At 46.1% G+C, this 16,869-nt stretch carries 24 protein-coding genes and 1 pseudogene; 24 read left to right on the plus strand and 1 reads right to left on the minus strand.

Going from position 1 to position 16,869, the window contains the following annotated elements; translation table 11 throughout:
* Nucleotides 1-314: 314 nt before the first annotated feature.
* A pseudogene (locus C5O19_RS26180) lies at nt 315-1,328 on the plus strand (serine hydrolase domain-containing protein).
* A 44-nt stretch (nt 1,329-1,372) separates the two neighbouring features.
* Here the strand turns inward: C5O19_RS26180 and treF are convergent.
* Nucleotides 1,373-2,995, minus strand: coding sequence for an alpha,alpha-trehalase TreF (gene treF, locus C5O19_RS00625; protein ID WP_104709466.1), 1,623 nt, complete (start codon nt 2,993-2,995; stop codon nt 1,373-1,375).
* Nucleotides 2,996-3,305: 310 nt separating this feature from the next.
* Between treF and dnaN the strand changes: the two genes are divergently transcribed.
* From dnaN to secY, 23 genes are all read left to right on the plus strand, one after another.
* Nucleotides 3,306-4,430, plus strand: a complete 1,125-nt coding sequence (dnaN, locus tag C5O19_RS00630; RefSeq protein WP_104709467.1) for a DNA polymerase III subunit beta — start codon at nt 3,306-3,308, stop codon at nt 4,428-4,430.
* Nucleotides 4,431-4,562: 132 nt separating this feature from the next.
* Nucleotides 4,563-4,994, plus strand: a complete 432-nt coding sequence (locus tag C5O19_RS00635; RefSeq protein ID WP_104709468.1) for a thioredoxin family protein — start codon at nt 4,563-4,565, stop codon at nt 4,992-4,994.
* Between the two features lie 673 nt (nt 4,995-5,667).
* Nucleotides 5,668-6,285, plus strand: coding sequence for a 50S ribosomal protein L3 (gene rplC, locus C5O19_RS00640; protein ID WP_104709469.1), 618 nt, complete (start codon nt 5,668-5,670; stop codon nt 6,283-6,285).
* A 52-nt stretch (nt 6,286-6,337) separates the two neighbouring features.
* Nucleotides 6,338-6,964, plus strand: coding sequence for a 50S ribosomal protein L4 (gene rplD / locus C5O19_RS00645; protein ID WP_104709470.1), 627 nt, complete (start codon nt 6,338-6,340; stop codon nt 6,962-6,964).
* Between the two features lie 41 nt (nt 6,965-7,005).
* Nucleotides 7,006-7,293: a 50S ribosomal protein L23 gene (gene rplW, locus C5O19_RS00650; protein ID WP_094816335.1), complete on the plus strand. Its 288-nt coding sequence runs from the start codon at nt 7,006-7,008 to the stop codon at nt 7,291-7,293.
* 84 nt (nt 7,294-7,377) lie between these two features.
* The gene (gene rplB, locus C5O19_RS00655; RefSeq protein WP_094816337.1) at nt 7,378-8,202 is read left to right on the plus strand and encodes a 50S ribosomal protein L2; all 825 of its coding nucleotides are present in this window, start codon (nt 7,378-7,380) and stop codon (nt 8,200-8,202) included.
* Complete coding sequence (gene rpsS / locus C5O19_RS00660) at nt 8,202-8,480, plus strand: 30S ribosomal protein S19 (RefSeq protein WP_104709471.1); 279 nt, start codon at nt 8,202-8,204, stop codon at nt 8,478-8,480. Before rplB ends, rpsS begins: the two co-directional genes overlap by 1 nt.
* An 85-nt stretch (nt 8,481-8,565) precedes the next feature.
* The gene (gene rplV / locus C5O19_RS00665; RefSeq protein ID WP_094816341.1) at nt 8,566-8,949 is read left to right on the plus strand and encodes a 50S ribosomal protein L22; all 384 of its coding nucleotides are present in this window, start codon (nt 8,566-8,568) and stop codon (nt 8,947-8,949) included.
* A gap of 6 nt (nt 8,950-8,955) precedes the next feature.
* Nucleotides 8,956-9,846 carry a 30S ribosomal protein S3 gene (gene rpsC / locus C5O19_RS00670; RefSeq protein ID WP_094816343.1) on the plus strand — a complete coding sequence of 297 codons (891 nt, stop codon included), beginning with the start codon at nt 8,956-8,958 and terminating at the stop codon, nt 9,844-9,846.
* A gap of 54 nt (nt 9,847-9,900) precedes the next feature.
* Nucleotides 9,901-10,326, plus strand: coding sequence for a 50S ribosomal protein L16 (gene rplP, locus C5O19_RS00675; RefSeq protein WP_094816345.1), 426 nt, complete (start codon nt 9,901-9,903; stop codon nt 10,324-10,326).
* Between the two features lie 95 nt (nt 10,327-10,421).
* A complete protein-coding gene (gene rpmC / locus C5O19_RS00680) occupies nt 10,422-10,604 on the plus strand; it encodes a 50S ribosomal protein L29 (RefSeq protein ID WP_094816347.1) in 183 nt (60 codons plus the stop codon).
* Nucleotides 10,605-10,641: 37 nt separating this feature from the next.
* On the plus strand, nt 10,642-10,902 hold the full coding sequence (rpsQ, locus tag C5O19_RS00685) for a 30S ribosomal protein S17 (RefSeq protein WP_094816349.1): 261 nt from the start codon (nt 10,642-10,644) through the stop codon (nt 10,900-10,902).
* A gap of 98 nt (nt 10,903-11,000) precedes the next feature.
* Nucleotides 11,001-11,369, plus strand: coding sequence for a 50S ribosomal protein L14 (gene rplN / locus C5O19_RS00690; RefSeq protein WP_094816351.1), 369 nt, complete (start codon nt 11,001-11,003; stop codon nt 11,367-11,369).
* Between the two features lie 30 nt (nt 11,370-11,399).
* Nucleotides 11,400-11,732 carry a 50S ribosomal protein L24 gene (gene rplX, locus C5O19_RS00695; RefSeq protein ID WP_094816353.1) on the plus strand — a complete coding sequence of 111 codons (333 nt, stop codon included), beginning with the start codon at nt 11,400-11,402 and terminating at the stop codon, nt 11,730-11,732.
* 67 nt (nt 11,733-11,799) lie between these two features.
* A complete protein-coding gene (gene rplE / locus C5O19_RS00700; RefSeq protein ID WP_094816355.1) occupies nt 11,800-12,354 on the plus strand; it encodes a 50S ribosomal protein L5 in 555 nt (184 codons plus the stop codon).
* A gap of 62 nt (nt 12,355-12,416) precedes the next feature.
* On the plus strand, nt 12,417-12,686 hold the full coding sequence (rpsN, locus tag C5O19_RS00705; RefSeq protein ID WP_094816357.1) for a 30S ribosomal protein S14: 270 nt from the start codon (nt 12,417-12,419) through the stop codon (nt 12,684-12,686).
* A gap of 76 nt (nt 12,687-12,762) precedes the next feature.
* Entirely contained in the window at nt 12,763-13,158 is a 396-nt protein-coding gene (gene rpsH, locus C5O19_RS00710; RefSeq protein WP_094816359.1) for a 30S ribosomal protein S8, read from the plus strand.
* 73 nt (nt 13,159-13,231) lie between these two features.
* Nucleotides 13,232-13,786 carry a 50S ribosomal protein L6 gene (rplF, locus tag C5O19_RS00715; protein WP_094816361.1) on the plus strand — a complete coding sequence of 185 codons (555 nt, stop codon included), beginning with the start codon at nt 13,232-13,234 and terminating at the stop codon, nt 13,784-13,786.
* An 87-nt stretch (nt 13,787-13,873) separates the two neighbouring features.
* Nucleotides 13,874-14,221: a 50S ribosomal protein L18 gene (rplR, locus tag C5O19_RS00720; RefSeq protein WP_094816363.1), complete on the plus strand. Its 348-nt coding sequence runs from the start codon at nt 13,874-13,876 to the stop codon at nt 14,219-14,221.
* Nucleotides 14,222-14,233: 12 nt separating this feature from the next.
* A complete protein-coding gene (gene rpsE, locus C5O19_RS00725; protein ID WP_104709472.1) occupies nt 14,234-14,746 on the plus strand; it encodes a 30S ribosomal protein S5 in 513 nt (170 codons plus the stop codon).
* 76 nt (nt 14,747-14,822) lie between these two features.
* Nucleotides 14,823-15,002 carry a 50S ribosomal protein L30 gene (gene rpmD / locus C5O19_RS00730; protein ID WP_094816367.1) on the plus strand — a complete coding sequence of 60 codons (180 nt, stop codon included), beginning with the start codon at nt 14,823-14,825 and terminating at the stop codon, nt 15,000-15,002.
* Between the two features lie 49 nt (nt 15,003-15,051).
* Entirely contained in the window at nt 15,052-15,498 is a 447-nt protein-coding gene (gene rplO / locus C5O19_RS00735) for a 50S ribosomal protein L15 (RefSeq protein ID WP_094816369.1), read from the plus strand.
* Between the two features lie 40 nt (nt 15,499-15,538).
* Nucleotides 15,539-16,861, plus strand: a complete 1,323-nt coding sequence (secY, locus tag C5O19_RS00740) for a preprotein translocase subunit SecY (RefSeq protein WP_094816371.1) — start codon at nt 15,539-15,541, stop codon at nt 16,859-16,861.
* Nucleotides 16,862-16,869: the final 8 nt, after the last annotated feature.

Here is a 16,869-nt window from a genome sequence, read left to right on the forward strand (position 1 = left end):
AAATTAATTTAAAGGCAAACGAACGGCAATTTTATGATTGGCATTGAAAAAACCTAATTTTTCAATGCTTAAGTTTAGCCAAATACAAAGGCATAAAAACCTTTCAAAACTTCCTGTTTTTTACGTTCATTGCCAGTTTTATTCTTTTGAGAATAATTCAACCTGATCCGATGAAATAGATCCTAAAGGGCTAGATAATTCTTTCCTTAACAATGAATACTCTAAAACAAAGCGTAGTTCGAATGTGGCTGTTTCTAAGCTTAGTAAGTAATAGCGTACAGGCTTAGTCTCTTATTACACGGCTGGATCAGTTATTGGCTCGCCAGATTCTGGGCAACGGGCCGGGCGTAAGCATCGGCGTAATACATAAGGGGAATATTGTGTATGCGGGAACGGCTGGGAGGGCTCAAGTGAATACGCGGGAGAAAATCAGTTTGCGAACCAGATTTCGCATGGCTTCCGTCTCTAAGCAGTTTACTGCCATGGGCGTGTTGCTGCTGGAAGAAGAGGGAAAACTAAAACTAACGGATCCTTTAAGTCAGTTTTTCCCGGAATTTCGTACGGAGCTATCTTTGCACATTACCCTGCAACATTTACTGACGCATACCTCAGGTATTCGGGATTATGAAGAGTTGATGGACAGTACTTGGCACCGTCAGATTCTGGATGAAGATGTAGTTAAATTATTGCAGGATCAAACGCAAACGTACTTTAAAGCGGGGACTCAATTTCGATACAGTAATTCAGGATTCTGTTTACTGGCCATGGTGGTTCAACGGGTGTCCGGTCAGGCTTATGGGAAGTTCATGAAAGAACGACTGTTTCTGCCCCTGGGCCTAAAAGAAACGTTTGTATACGAAGCTGGGAAAGCGTATCCGCATCGGGCTTTGGGTTATACCGTCACGGACGAAGGAAATACGCAAGAATCCGATCAGAGTCTGACGAGTGCTACCCGGGGAGATGGCTGTGTGTATACCTCGCTGGCCGATTACTTTCGCTAGCATCAGGCCTTACAGCAGGGCAAGCCCTTAGACTTAATCAAAAAATTGCAGACGATAGCTTTTACGTTTCCGGAGTTACCCGGTTCAGGATACGGTTTAGGCTGGTTTATTCGAAGAACATCTCCCATCGAGTTATTCCACAGCGGCACAACCAGCGGTTTCAGTAATGTAGTTATCCGTATTCCTGAAAAAGACGTCTTGCTGATAATGTTCTCGAATCGGGCCAATCATCACGCATTTTTCAATGAAGTATTGACCGTACTACAAACGGAACCCGATCTAAAACCGCAAATGAATTGGGAAATCTTTCATCACCTGACGAATTAAAAAAAGGGCCGTATCTGTAAAATCAGATACGGCCCTCGCTTTTTTTACTGCTTATGTTCAGTCTTCTTCTCTTCTGCCAGTAGCTTTAGAAGTACGCCATTCGTCCAGCCAAAGCCATCTTGCAGCGGATATTCACCGCCGCCGCCGAGCAAGGAAGTGTCGTACACATTATATTTTTCTACCATACGGCCCGTGGCTTTGTAAACCCGAACGTTTTCTTCCACCCAGATATCCCGGATTTCTTGGGCTAAGTCCATTTCTTTATAATTCCGCAAGCCCTGAATAGCCATCCAGTGCAGAGGAGCCCAGCCATTGGGAGCATCCCATTGCTGTCCGGTTTGAACCAAGGTAGTAGTAAGCCCACCCGGTTTCAGGAAATCATCTTTTAATCGCTTTGCTACTAATCTTGCCTGATCTTCCGTAGCAATATTAAAGAATAGGGGATACACTGCTGCCAGGGAGGCAATGGGTGTTTGTTTGGCTTCTTTGAAATCGTAATCGTGGTAAAATCCGTCTTCCTTATTCCAGCAAAACTGCTGAATAGCCTTCTTACGCTTTTCAGCCAGGTTTTTGAAGCTTTGGCTATGAGCCTGATCATTGATCAGTGTATAACCTTCTGCCAACGTCATTTCCAGTTCGTACAACAGACAGTTCAAATCCACCGGAATAATATCCGTCGTATGAATCGTTCCCATCGTCTTGCCGTCCCGGAACCAGCGAGCGGTAAAGTCCCAGCCTGATTCAGCACCCGCCCGAATGTCGCGGTATACTTCTTCGGCTTTGCGGCCGGTGTGTTGGGCGATGGCTACGTCTTCCTTATAGGCTTCCGGACGAGGCGTATCACTATCATCGTAATACCGATTTAACTGATAGTTACCCGGTAGACGAACCACGCGTCGGTATGCTTCACCCGGTTTAAGATCACCCGTCTTTTTCATGTCATCCTCGTTGGTAGCCCCCATCCAGAAATAGTATTCTTTCAGTAACTCGGGCAAGTACTGAGCGATGATCTGATCATTATTGCGGGTTTCGGCCAGCAATCGAACCATCAACGAAAAGTACGGTGGCTGCGAGCGACTCAGGTAGTAACTCCGGTTGCCGTTAGGAACATGCCCCTGATACCGAATGAGGTGAGCGAAGTTAGAAACCATCCCTTCAATGAGAGAATCTTCACCTGCTTCCTGTAACCCTAGCATCGTGAAGTAGCTATCCCAGTAGTAAATCTCTCCGAAACGACCCCCGGGTACGACATAGCTACGGGGTAATGCCAGCAGAGAGCCCTTCACTTCACCCGTAGGCTTCCGAGTCAGGATCGGCCACAAGGCGTTGATATGAGCCTCAGGCGACAAAGACGTATCCGAAACAAAGTGATTATTAGGAGCATCCGGGAAGCGGAAATACTCGTTAACAAATGCCCTTAAGTCGAACCCTTCTTTATCTTTCTGTTCTTCATAAGCCCTTAAAATCTGCTTGGCAGGAATGAGTGGCTCCGCGTCGGCAAAGGTCTTGGAGTCCGGGAATAGCTCCTTCATCTGGACATCTACAAAGAGTTGTCCAAATTCTACATCAGGACTCGGGGGAGTCTGAAGTTCGGCCGGTGTACAGGCAAGTAGTAACAAGGGAATTGCTAGAATAGATAGAACACATGAACGAAGTATAAAGGGCATAGAGCTAAATAATAATGCTTAAGGGTTTTTAGAAACGTTTCTGAGTATCAGGGCAATAAAAGTAGAGAAAGCTCTACAGTGCCCCTAAAAGTGGGCAAATATCACCTATTTATGTATGTAACGAAGCTAGAGCTAAGATTCATATCTAAAAGAAGTATAGTTAGCTGAAGTAGAAACGTACGTAAAGTTTTAGCTCTTGGTAAATAAATCTTACACCTTGTGATAAAATGTTGTACTTTCGCCCTCTAAATTATATTTTCGGGTATCCGAAAAATACATTGTTTAAACTCGTTTAAACTTCTGATAGTCAATGAAATTTATCGTCTCGTCTTCGGCATTGTTGAAACAACTGGCGGCTATCAACGGAGTCGTAGCGTCCAATCCGATTGTTCCGATTCTGGAAAACTTCCTGTTCCAACTCGAAGGGAGTCTACTAACGGTAACGGCCTCTGATTTGCAGACGGTTATGATTACCGAAATAGAGGTCGAATCTTCAGATAAAGGTTCCATCGCTGTACCGGCTAAATTGCTCCTCGATACGTTGCGGGGTTTACCCGAACAACCCATTACCTTCAAAATTGATGCCGAAACGTTCGGTACTGAAATCGTCTCCGAGAACGGTCGGTACAAACTTTCCGGTGAGAATCCAATTGACTTCCCGAAAGTTCCGGCAGTTAACAAAACCTTATCGATTGAGGTAGCGGCAGAAGTGTTGGGTAAAGCCATCGCGAATACGAGCTTCGCAGCCAGTACCGATGATTTACGGCCCAACATGACAGGGATGTATCTTCAACTGGGGGAAAGCAATGCGACCTTCGTCGCCACGGACGGACACCGGCTGGTACGGTATCGTCGGCAGGATCTGCGTTCGGCCAATACCAGTACCATGATCATTCCCCGGAAAGCACTGAACCTGCTAAAATCTTCCCTGCCTTCGGATGACACAACCGTAAAGGCGGATTTTAGCCAGTCGAACGCGTTCTTTACCTTCGGTAACATCAAGATGATTTGCCGATTGATCGACGAGCGTTTCCCGGATTATGAAAACGCGATTCCCGTCAACAATCCGAATATCTTAACGATTAATCGACTCGAATTGCTGAGTTCGCTGCGTCGGATTTCTATCTACGCCAATAAAACGACTCATCAGATTCGACTGCGAATTTCGCAGGACGAACTCGTGATTTCAGCGGAGGATCTGGATTACTCCAATGAGGCATCCGAGCGTTTGGTTTGTGACTATAGTGGTGATGATCTGGAGATTGGTTTCAACGCGAAATTCCTGATCGAAATGCTGAATAACCTCAGTTCCAATCAATTGCAGTTACGTTTGTCTGCTCCCAACCGGGCGGGTATCCTGGTCCCCAACGATCAGGACGAAAACGAAGACATTTTGATGCTGGTGATGCCGGTCATGCTTAATACGTATGCCTAAAGATTTTTAAAGATGAAATAAAAAGAGCCTTTCGAAAGAAGGCTCTTTTTATTTGTTAATTCGTTGGATAAAAGACTTTTCACAACGAACTTCACGTTATTGATTCTGATAAATCCCTTCTTGTTTAACACGATGAAAACACTTCGACTCGTAGTAGTCCTGCTACTGACTGGACTGACCTTTCAGACCAATGCTTCGGATGAGCCTAAAAAAGAGGGAATCCAGTTTTTTCACGGTACGTGGAAACAGGCCTTAGCGAAAGCCAAAGCTGAAAACAAAATGATTTTCCTCGATGCCTATACAACCTGGTGTGGTCCCTGCAAGTGGATGCAAACCAAATCGTTTCCGAACAAACTGGTAGGGGATTTGTATAACAGCAAGTTTATCAACGTGAAACTGGATATGGAAGCGGGAGAGGGATTGAAGCTGATTGATCGCTATCCCGTAGAAGGTTTTCCAACGCTGTTTTTCATTGATTACGAGGGAGAAGTGGTACTAAAAGAAGCAGGAGCCAAAACGCCCGAGCAATTGATTGCCTTTGCAAACGAAGCCATTGAGCAGTAATAAACTACTAGTACATAGGTAGAGGAGTCGGTAAGGAAACTTGCCGACTCTTTTTTATGGAAAAAATACAATTTAAGAAGCGAGTTATCACGCAGATTAGAACCTGATAATCGATGCTTCACGGCAACAGCTACTAGCCCATTGTAAACCAGCTAAGGCAGACTCTTACAGTGTCAAGAAAAATTTACAAAAACTTTTCCTAAACACTTGTTTATCAAATAGAAAACCGCTTATTTTGCAACTCTGTTTAAAGATCGAACAAAAGGTCGCTGTTCAATATGGTTGGCAGAACTGTATGAACCTCTGATTATCAGACCACTGAGTTTATTTGTTCGGTTGCCACGTCAATTTCGGTTTTACCCGGTTTTGAACGTCAGAACTGTTACTGACTCCAGTACTTGAATGCCCAGGTGCAATGGAGTTGAGTAGTAAGCTGACAGGATGCTTCTTCCCGTATCTCGGGATTTTGGATGCGTACAGGCTTTTTTTTAGCCCATCTGGTACGCCCCGCAAGTCTCCTCTCCGCTTTCCTTCTCGGTACGTTACTGGTTTTCAAAATTTTTCAGGGAATTTCTGTCTTGATACGGTAAACAGCAGAAAAAGCACTACTTTTGCAGTCCGTTTTCTGAGGCCCCCAGGTGGGAGAGCTGATAACCAATTAAAAATCAAGAAGATGTCTGGTATTATTGGGAAGAAAATTGGCATGACCAGCCTCTACAACGCTGACGGCACCGCCGTAGCTTGTACGCTGATTGAAGCCGGTCCCTGCGTCGTGACGCAAGTAAAGACCGTCGAAACGGATGGCTACCAAGCTGTTCAGTTAGGTTTCGGCGAGAAAAAAGAGAAAAACACTTCCAAGCCGCTGGCTGGTCACTTCAAAAAGGCCGGTACAACTCCCAAGCGGAAGTTAGTAGAGTTCAAAACTTTTGAACAATCACTGAATTTAGGCGATACGATCGATTCTACGCTGTTTGCTGAAGGTGAATTCATCGATGCAATCGGTACGGCTAAAGGTCGTGGTTTCCAAGGCGTTGTGAAACGTCACGGTTTCGGTGGGGTAGGCGGTCAAACGCACGGTCAGCACAACCGTCAGCGTCACCCGGGTTCGATTGGTGCCTGTTCTTTCCCTTCACGGGTATTCAAAGGCCTTCGCATGGCAGGTCGGATGGGTAACAACCGCGTTAAAATCCAAAACCTGCAAGTACTTAAAGTGTATCCTGAGCAAAACCTGATCGTGATCAGCGGTTCAGTTCCGGGTGCCAAAAATTCATTTGTAATTCTTGAGAAATAGGTTCGTGTGAGTCTTCACACTTGCTTCTACTCAACGTAGCACTTGACAAGAAATGGAACTGTCCGTATTTAATATTCAAGGCCAAGAAACGGCGAAGAAAGTAACACTGTCTGAGGACGTGTTTGCAATTGAGCCTAACGAGCACGTAATGTGGCTCGACGTAAAGCAATACTTGGCTAATCAGCGTCAGGGTACGCACAAAGCTAAAGAACGTTGGGAAGTAGCCCGCTCAACCCGTAAACTGATGCGTCAGAAGGGTACCGGCGGAGCTCGTCACGGTTCTTTCAAAGCTAACATTTTCAAAGGTGGTGCTCGCGTGTTTGGTCCTAAGCCCCGCGATTACTCCTTCAAACTGAATAAGAAAGTGAAAAGCCTGGCTCGTAAATCAGCTTTGGCTTCTAAAGCAAAAGACGGCGTAGTAACCGTTGTCGAAAACTTCACTTTCGATTCTCCTAAGACCAAGCAATACATTTCGGTTCTGAACGCCTTCCAGGCGGGTGAAACGAAAACCCTGCTGGTTCTGCCGACGGCTGACAACAATGTATTCCTGTCAGCTCGGAATCTGCCCAAAGCCAACGTGCTGCCCGCAGATCAGTTGACTACCTACGCTTTACTGAATGCCGATCGTTTGATCATTGCTGAAGGAGCGTTAGAGAAAATCGAAGCATTATTGAACTAATCCGTTGGTCCGAAAGGCCTGGAGATTAACGACAAAAGATTATGAGCATCATCATTCGCCCGCTCCTGACTGAAAAGTCAACGGCTCAGAACGAGCAAGGAAAGTACGGCTTCGAAGTGGCTCTTACGGCCAACAAGGTCGAGATTAAGAAGGCCATCGAAAAAATGTACGGTGTGAAGGTTGAGTCAGTGAATACGGTTCGTCAAATCGGGAAGAAAAAATCTCGCAGCACGCGTACCAAAATCACGGCTGGCTTTACTTCCACCAAGAAGAGAGCGATCGTTACTGTTGCCGAAGGTGAAGTAATCGATTTCTATCAAGGCATTTAATTCAACATCCCCCTCCTCCAGGATGCGTTTTGAACAGGTTAGGCTGGCAGTGGAGGACATAGCCTGACCGTAGCAATTAATCCAATGGCAATCAAGAAGTTGAAGCCTGTTACGCCGGGAACCCGCTTTCGTTCGGCCCCGACGTTTAACGAAATTACGGCTAGCAAACCTGAGAAGAGCCTCTTAGAGCCTCTGAAAAAATCAGGTGGTCGTAACGATCAGGGTCGCCGTGCGATGCGTTACATCGGTGGTGGACACAAGCGTAAATACCGGATTATCGATTTCAAACGCGATAAACAAGGCGTTTCAGCAGAAGTAAAAACGATCGAGTACGATCCTAACCGTTCGGCTCGTATTGCGTTAGTTCAATACGCAGATGGCGAAAAACGCTATATCATCGCTCCCCAAGGTTTGACCGTAGGTCAGACGATTGTAGCTGGTGAAGGCGTAGCTCCTGAAGTAGGTAACGCATCTCCTCTGATGGCTCTGCCCATCGGTACGATTGTTCACAACATTGAGTTGAAGCCTGGCAAAGGTGGTCAAATGGCCCGCAGTGCTGGTACGTACGCTCAGATTGTAGGACGTGAATCGAAATACGTAATTCTGCGACTTCCCTCAGGCGAAACCCGTATGGTACTGGGTTCAGGTATTGCAACCGTAGGTTCAGTATCGAATGCCGACCACATGAACGAAAGCCTGGGTAAAGCAGGTCGCCGTCGTTGGTTAGGTCGTCGTCCTCGCGTTCGTGGTGTAGCAATGAACCCAGTTGATCACCCGATGGGTGGTGGTGAAGGCCGGGCTTCTGGAGGACACCCACGTTCACGTAAGGGTCTGTTAGCGAAAGGTAAGAAAACTCGCGACAAGAAGAAGGCATCCAACAAGTTAATCATTAGCAAGCGGAAGAAATAATGGCACGTTCACTCAAAAAAGGCCCCTATATTGATTTTCGCCTCTCCAATAAAGTGGAGGTAATGAATGGGTCAGGCAAGAAATCGGTTATTAAAACCTGGTCGCGTCGGTCGATGATTTCTCCTGATTTCGTGGGTCACACTTTCGCCGTGCATAACGGTAACAAGTTTATCCCCGTGTACGTGACGGAAAACATGGTAGGTCATAAACTGGGCGAGTTTGCCCCGACCCGCAACTTCCGTGGCCACGTCGCTAAAAAGGACAAAGGAAAACGATAAACCAGTTTACAGTTGGCAGTCTTCAGTTGACAGAGGCATATCGCTGGTAACTGAAAACTAAGAACCACAAACTGACAACTTAGTAATGGAAGCAATCGCAAAACTTAATAACGTCCCGACGTCGCCCCAGAAAATGCGACTGGTTGCCGATCTGATTCGCGGCCAGAAAGTAAACAAGGCATTGGCGATCTTAAAATATCAGCCTAAGTCGGGCTCTCCGCGTCTGGAAAAGTTGCTGCTGTCGGCAATTGCAAACTGGCAGGAGAAATTCGGCGAAGAAGTGAAGCTGGAAGATGCTGACCTATACGTAAAAACTATTTTCGTAGATGGCGGTCCTTTCCTGAAACGTCTTCGTCCGGCTCCTCAGGGCCGTGCGTATCGGGTACGGAAGCGTTCGAATCACGTAACGCTTGTTGTAGCCAGCAAAGCCAAGGCAGAAGAAACTAAAACCGAAAACACGGAAGCGTAACACACCATGGGACAAAAGGTAAACCCCGTAGGTCTTCGTCTGGGTATTGTACGTGGTTGGGAATCCAACTGGTACGGTGGAAAGAACTTCGCTGAAAAGCTGGTAGAAGACGAAACGATTCGTAAATACATTGCTGCTCGTATTCCTAAAGGTGCGATCTCGAAAGTAATCATCGAGCGTACGCTGAAGCGGGTTACCCTAACCATCAACACGGCTCGTCCGGGTGTGGTTATCGGTAAGGGCGGTAACGAAGTTGATAAAATCAAAGAAGAGCTCAAGAAATTGACGGGCAAAGATGTTCAGATCAATATCTTCGAGATCAAGCGTCCGGAAGTAGATGCGAAACTCGTTGGTGAAACGATCGCTCAACAACTGGAAGCTCGTATTTCTTTCCGTCGTGCTATGAAGCAAGCAATTGCTTCAGCTATGCGGGTAGGAGCACAGGGTATCAAAGTTCGCTTGTCAGGCCGTTTAGGTGGAGCTGAAATGGCTCGTACGGAAGAGTACAAAGAAGGACGTGTCCCTCTGCATACGCTCCGTGCTGACATTGACTACGCTATTTCAGAAGCTCAAACGGTATACGGAAAGATCGGTATCAAGATCTGGGTCTTCAAAGGAGAAGTATACGGTAAGCGTGATCTTTCAGTAGTTAACGCTGGTTTGAACGCCGGCGGTGCTGAAGCTCGTGGAGGTTCTGATCGCGGCGATCGTCGTGGCGGTCGTGGTGGAGATGATCGCGATGGTGGTAACCGTCGAGGTCGTGGTGAAGGTGGTGGTGACCGTGGACGCGGAAACAACAACCGTGGTGGCCAAGGCGGTGGAAACCGTGGTGGAAACAACAACCGTGGTGGCCAAGGTGGTGGAAACCGTGGCGGTGGACCAGGAGGACGTCGCTAATTAGGTTGTAAGCCCTAGTCAATAGGGCTTCAAACTCTAAAGAACTCAACGATCATGTTACAACCGAGAAGAACCAAATTCCGCAAACAGCAGAAAGGTCGGATCAAGGGTCTTGCAACGCGGGGCCATGAGATTTCCTTCGGCTCATTTGCAATCAAATCGCTGGAACCCGGCCGTATTACGGCTCGCCAGATTGAAGCGGCTCGTATCGCTGTTACCCGTGCAATGAAACGGGAAGGACAAGTATGGATTCGTATTTTCCCCGATAAGCCTATTACCAAGAAGCCTGCAGAGGTTCGGATGGGTAAAGGGAAAGGTGCTCCCGAGTATTGGGTAGCCAACGTGAAACCCGGAACAATTCTATTTGAATCAACGGGTGTACCTCTGGAACTGGCTCAGGAAGCTCTCCGTTTAGCAGCTCAAAAGCTGCCCCTACGGACGAAATTCGTAGTTCGCCGGGATTACCAGGAAGCTAACTAATTTGAGGATTTGATAATTCGACAATTTGAAATGGTTCTAGTCGAATACTACGATTTTCAAATTAGCCCTTTTCAAGTTTTCAAATTATAGCAGTAATGAAAATCAAAGACATTCGGGCTTTGAGTACGGAAGAAATCCGTCAGCAAATTGCCCAGGAAAAAGATGCATTGAGCCGTCTCAAATTTGCTCATGCTATTTCTCCAATCGAAAATCCGTTGCGTATTCGGACCTCCCGTAAGCTTATCGCCCGGTTGTTGACCGAACTTAACGCTCGCTAGTCATTGCCCGATACGGGCACAAAGCAAATTCCGAATCATGGAAGTAGAACGTAAGCTCAGAAAAGTCAGATTTGGTCGGGTGGTATCCAGCAGCATGGATAAGTCGGTGGTAGTTACCGTCGAGCGGAAGGTGAAGCACCCAATCTACGGTAAATTCCAAAAGAAAACGACCAAATTGATGGTACACGACGAAAACAATGAGTGTGGCGTCGGCGATACGATCAAAGTGATGGAAACCCGTCCCTTGTCTAAAAACAAACGGTGGCGTTTGGTTGAAATCATCGAAAAAGCCAAGTAATCAGGCAGGAGTAGGGATCGGTTTCCGTTTTTTGATGATTAGCGGATAGCTAAACTGAAAGCGGAAACTGAAAACGAAACTGAAATCTCAGCAAAGACATGCTTCAGCAAGAATCTAGATGTAGCGTAGCGGATAATAGTGGTGCCAAAGAGGTACTCGTAATCCGCGTGTTGGGCGGTACGGGCAAGCGTTACGCATCTATCGGCGACAAAGTCGTAGTAACCGTAAAACAAGCCCTCTCCTCTTCGAACATGAAGAAGGGAACGGTGTCTAAAGCCGTAGTGGTTCGTACGAAAAAAGAAATTCGCCGGAAAGACGGATCTTACATCCGTTTTGAAGATAACGCCGTCGTACTTCTAAACAACCAGGACGAACCGCGTGGAACTCGGATCTTCGGACCAGTTGCTCGCGAATTGCGTGAAAAGCAATTCATGAAAATTGTTTCGCTGGCTCCTGAAGTGCTCTAATCACTCAGGATAATCGTACGAAATCAAACAATGGAAAAGCAAAAGCAAGTGAAGCTTCACGTTCGCAGCGGTGACACGGTTTTAGTGATCGCCGGTGACGCTAAAGGTAAAACCGGCGTTATCAAGTCTGTGGATCGCGAAAAGCAACGGGCTATCGTAGAAGGTGTGAATCTGGTAAAGAAACACGTGAAACCTTCCGCGACCAACCCTCAGGGAGAAATCAAAGAAATCGAAAGTCCCATCCACATCAGTAACCTGAAAGTGGTAGACCCGAAGACGAACGAAGCCTCCCGCACCGGCCGTAAACTGAACGAAAAGGGCAAGTCTCAGCGTTTCAGCAAAAAGAGCGGTAACCTTATTTAACTAGCTTGGCGGTTAAAAGCTGTCAACACGAAACAGTGGGTCGGAAATCCACAAACCATTCGCATCAATGGCAACTCCCAGATTAAAACAAAAGTACTTTGACGAAGTAGTTTCTGCTTTGAAAGAGAAGTTCCAGTACAAATCGGTGATGCAAGTACCGAAACTGGAAAAAATTGTGATCAACAAAGGTATCGGTGCTGCTGTAGCAGATAAAAAGCTGGTTGACGTAGGGGTAGAAGAATTATCTACGATCTCAGGTCAGAAAGCGGTAGCCACGATCTCTAAGAAAGCAATTTCTAACTTCAAGCTTCGTGAAAACATGCCTATCGGAGCGAAAGTAACGCTGCGTGGCGAAAAAATGTACGAATTCCTGGACCGTCTGACGTCGATCGCTCTGCCTCGCGTACGTGACTTCAAAGGAATTAGTGACAAAGGCTTTGATGGCCGTGGTAACTATACTTTAGGTGTAAAAGAACAAATCATCTTCCCTGAGATCTCTATTGAGAAAGTACAAAAAATCTCAGGTATGGATATTACGTTCGTTACTACAGCACAAACTGACGCTGAAAGCTTAGAACTGCTGAAAGCTTTAGGAATGCCCTTTGCTGGACAAAAAAAGTAATTATTGATCCCCCGTCACTTCAGATTTCTGAAAAGGACGGGGACCAATTATAAGCAAACAAAATGGCAAAAGAATCAGTCAAAGCAAGAGAGCGGAAACGCGAACGTCTGGTAGCCAAGTACGCTGCTAAACGCAAAGCCCTCAAAGAGGCCGGTGACTTCATCGGACTTGACAAACTTCCCCGCAACGCTTCCCCTGTACGTCTCCATAACCGCGATAAGCTGAATGGTCGTCCCCGGGGTTACATGCGGAAGTTCGGTATCAGCCGTGTTACGTTCCGTCAAATGGCTTCTGATGGAAAAATTCCGGGCGTAACAAAATCGAGCTGGTAATTTTTGGTGTATCCATTTTGATTCTCTAATTTTGCGAGCCGTTTTGAAGCGGCCCGTAGCAAAATCATATTCTTTCATGGATCCGATTGCAGATTACTTGACCCGTCTGCGGAATGCCATCAAGGCTCGCCACAGAATCGTCGAGATCCCGGCTTCCAATCTCAAGAAGGAGATTACTAAAGTTCTCTTTGAGAAAGGCTATATTCAAAGTTACAAATTTGACGAAGAGGCTTCCGTACAAGGAACCATCAAAGTCGCTTTGAAATACAATCCCCTGACGAAACAGTCAGCTATCGTTAAGTTAACCCGCGTAAGTAAACCCGGTCTTCGGAAATACTCAGGTTCGAAAGAACTTCCTCGCGTATTAAACGGCTTAGGCATCGCAATTGTTTCGACGTCAAAAGGAGTTATGACGGACAAAGAAGCTCGTACCCTCAATGTAGGTGGCGAAGTACTTTGCTACGTTTATTAATTAAACCAATGGAATAGCGGAGGTCAATCTTACCACTGAAAACCTCCGCTAATTCATTTTAACACTCAGTACCATGTCACGCATTGGTAAAAAAATCATTACCCTGCCTGCTGGAGTTAGCGTATCGGTTGATAAGAGCCAGGTTACCGTAAAAGGACCTAAAGGCACATTGAGCCAAACGATTGACCCAGACATTACGGTAGAAATCGAAGGTAGCGAGTTACAAGTGGTTCGCCCTACGGAACAAAAACGCCATAAGGCCCTGCACGGTCTGTACCGTGCCCTGATCAACAATATGGTAGTCGGCGTAAGCACGGGCTACCGTACCGAAATGGAAATCGTTGGGGTAGGTTACAAAGCTTCTAACCAAGGAAATATCCTGGAATTGGCTTTGGGTTACTCTCACAGCATTTTCGTCGCTATTCCTGAAGAACTGAAGGTAACGACAGCGATGGAAAAAGGACAAAACCCTAAAGTGGTTTTGGAAGGTATTGATAAGCAACTAATCGGCCAAGTCGCTGCCAAAATTAAGTCTCTCCGTAAGGTTGAGCCTTACAAAGGCAAAGGTATTCGCTTCACGGGTGAATTCGTGCGTCGGAAAGCTGGTAAAGCGGCTGGTAAGAAATAATATTTCCAGTAGAAAGCTTCGGCTATGGCTTGAAGCTTTCTATACTCAAACGTGTGGGTCGGTAATCCACAATCAATTTGAATTACAATGGCAACTACTAAAGATTCCCGGCGGCTTCGGATCAAACGTAGCATTCGCAGTAAAGTGGATGGTACGCCTGTGCGTCCTCGTTTGACGGTTTTCCGCTCTAATAAAGGTATTTATGCCCAACTAATCGATGACGAAGCTGGCAAGACAGTAGCCGCTTCTTCTTCTTTCGAATTAGGCTTACAGGGTAACAACGTTGAAGCTGCTAAGCAAGTAGGCTTGAAAGTAGCCGAATTAGCTAAGGCCGCTGGTATTGAAGCTGTGGTGTTTGACCGGAACGGTTACCTGTATCACGGGAAAGTAAAAGCACTAGCTGACGGAGCCCGCGAAGGTGGCCTTCAATTCTAATTTCAAAGAATCATGCAAACGAACAGACCTACCAAGTATAACGAGTCAGAGTTAAAGGAACGTGTTGTTGCTATTAACCGGGTAGCTAAAGTAGTAAAAGGCGGTCGTCGCTTCAGCTTCTCAGCTATCGTAGTAGTAGGCGATGGCAAAGGCGTAGTAGGCTACGGATTAGGTAAAGCCAACGAAGTAACCGACGCGATTGCTAAAGGAATTGAAGATGCCAAGAAAAATGTGGTACAAGTTCCTTTATTGAAGCATACGGTACCTCACGATATGGAAGGTAAATTCTCAGGTGGTTTCGTACTGCTGAAGCCTGCTGCTCCTGGTACGGGAGTAATTGCGGGTGGTGCTATGCGTGCCGTTCTGGAGAGCGCCGGTATTCGCGACGTATTAGCGAAATCAAAAGGTTCTTCCAATCCTCACAACGTAGTAAAAGCTACGGTTGATGCTCTGCTGAAAATGCGTGCACCCCACGAAGTAGCTCGTCAGCGTGGAGTGAAACTGGCAACCGTATTCAATGGATAAGTCATAGTGTTCTTAGTTCTTGGTTAATTAAGCATAACTTAAGAACCAAGAACTAAAAACCGAGAACTTTAAAGAAATGGCAAAGGTTAAACTTACTCAGGTTCGTAGCACGATTGAACGTCCTGAAAACCAAAAGCGTACTATTAAAGCCCTGGGTTTGGGCAAAATCAATCGGAGTGTGGAAGTTGAGCTGAATGATGCCATCGCTGGTATGATTCGTAAAGTGAACCACCTCATTCAAGTGGAAGAAATCTAAGAAACTCAGTGTGGAGCGGTAACGCTTTTCACTTTGAATCAATACGACAATGAATCTTAGCAATTTGAAACCCGCCGCTGGTTCTACGAAAGTAGGTAAGCGTGTCGGTCGCGGACAAGGCTCTGGTAAAGGAGCAACTTCTGCTCGCGGACATAAAGGGGCTCAGTCTCGTTCGGGTTACAGCAGTAAAAGAGGTTTCGAAGGTGGTCAGATGCCTTTGCAACGTCGTGTACCTAAGTTCGGTTTTAACAACCTGAGCCGCGTAGCTTACAAAGCAATCAATCTGGACGCTATCCAGTCTTTAGTTGAGAAAACTAATGCTACTGTAGTAGACATTGAACTGCTTTACAACAACGGTCTGGTTGGTAAAAAGGATCTGGTAAAAGTACTGAACCGCGGTGAGGTAAAATCAGCTGTTGAAGTGAAGGTACATGCCTTCTCACAAACGGCGGTTGAAGCCATTGAAAAAGCCGGTGGTAAAGCAGTTACGGTTTAGTTTCCGGATGAACGACAGGTGAATTTGAATCCTCGCTGGAATGAACAAGTTTATAACTACTCTCAAGAACATTTGGTCCATTGAGGAGCTCCGTAGCCGGATCCTCAACACCCTGTTGTTTATTACTGTTTATCGTATAGGTTCATATATTGTTCTGCCGGGTATTGATCCGGCTCGACTTCCTAAGGGCCAAGGAAATGGTTTGCTGGATTTGATTAACACCTTCTCTGGAGGAGCTTTTCAAAACGCTTCCATTTTTGCTCTGGGTATTATGCCCTATATCTCGGCGTCTATTGCAATTCAGCTGTTGACCATTGCACTGCCTTATTTTCAGAAAATGCAGAAAGATGGGGAGTCTGGTCGTCGCAAGCTAAACCAGATTACTCGTGTATTAACCATTTTCGTTACTACGGCTCAGGCAATCGCCTATACCCAATCACAGATTCCGGCGGAAGCCTTGATGATTGAGCGAAGCTGGTTTACCATTTACTCAACAATTATTTTGATTTCGGGCACAATCTTCTGTATGTGGATGGGTGAACGAATCACGGATAAAGGAATTGGAAATGGTATCTCTCTGCTGATTATGATTGGTATCGTAGCTCGTTTCCCGGTTGCTTTGCTGCAGGAAGCTGGTTCAAGAGGTACTGGTGGAGCTTTATTATTCGTAATTGAACTTGTTGCCCTGTATTTTGTTGTAATGGGTGCTGTTCTAATTACGCAAGCTACTCGCCGTATTCCTGTACAGTATGCCAAGCAGGTAGTAGGAAACAAGGTGGTTGGCGGACAACGTCAGTATATTCCCTTGAAGTTGAATGCTGCGGGTGTTATGCCCATCATTTTCGCCCAAGCGTTGATGTTCGTACCGGGTCTAGTAGCGGGCTATTTTGCTGAAAAGAGTGATACGGCTCAGTCGATTGCTCAAGCGTTTAATAGCTATGACCACTGGCAGTATAACGTGTTATTTGGTTTCCTGATTATTGTATTTACGTATTTCTATACGGCGATTTCAGTAAACCCGCAGCAGATTGCTGATGACATGAAACGGAGTGGCGGTTTTATTCCCGGTGTTAAACCTGGTTTTGAAACGTCAGAATATATCGGTCAGATTCTTGACCGTATTACCTTACCCGGAGCGATTATGTTAGCTCTGGTGGCAGTAATGCCAGCGATTGCTCGTCTGTTTGGTATTTCTCAAGGCTTTGCACAGTTTTTCGGTGGAACATCCTTACTGATTCTGGTAGGGGTAGTACTGGATACACTGCAGCAAATTGAAAGTTACCTGCTGATGCGTCGTTACGAAGGTTTAATGAAATCAGGACGCGTGCAAGGCAGAACGACTGAAAGCGTTTCTGCGATTTAATACACAGA

The sequence above is a fragment of the Siphonobacter curvatus genome, assembly GCF_002943425.1.
Classification (GTDB): Bacteria; Bacteroidota; Bacteroidia; order Cytophagales; family Spirosomataceae; genus Siphonobacter; species Siphonobacter curvatus.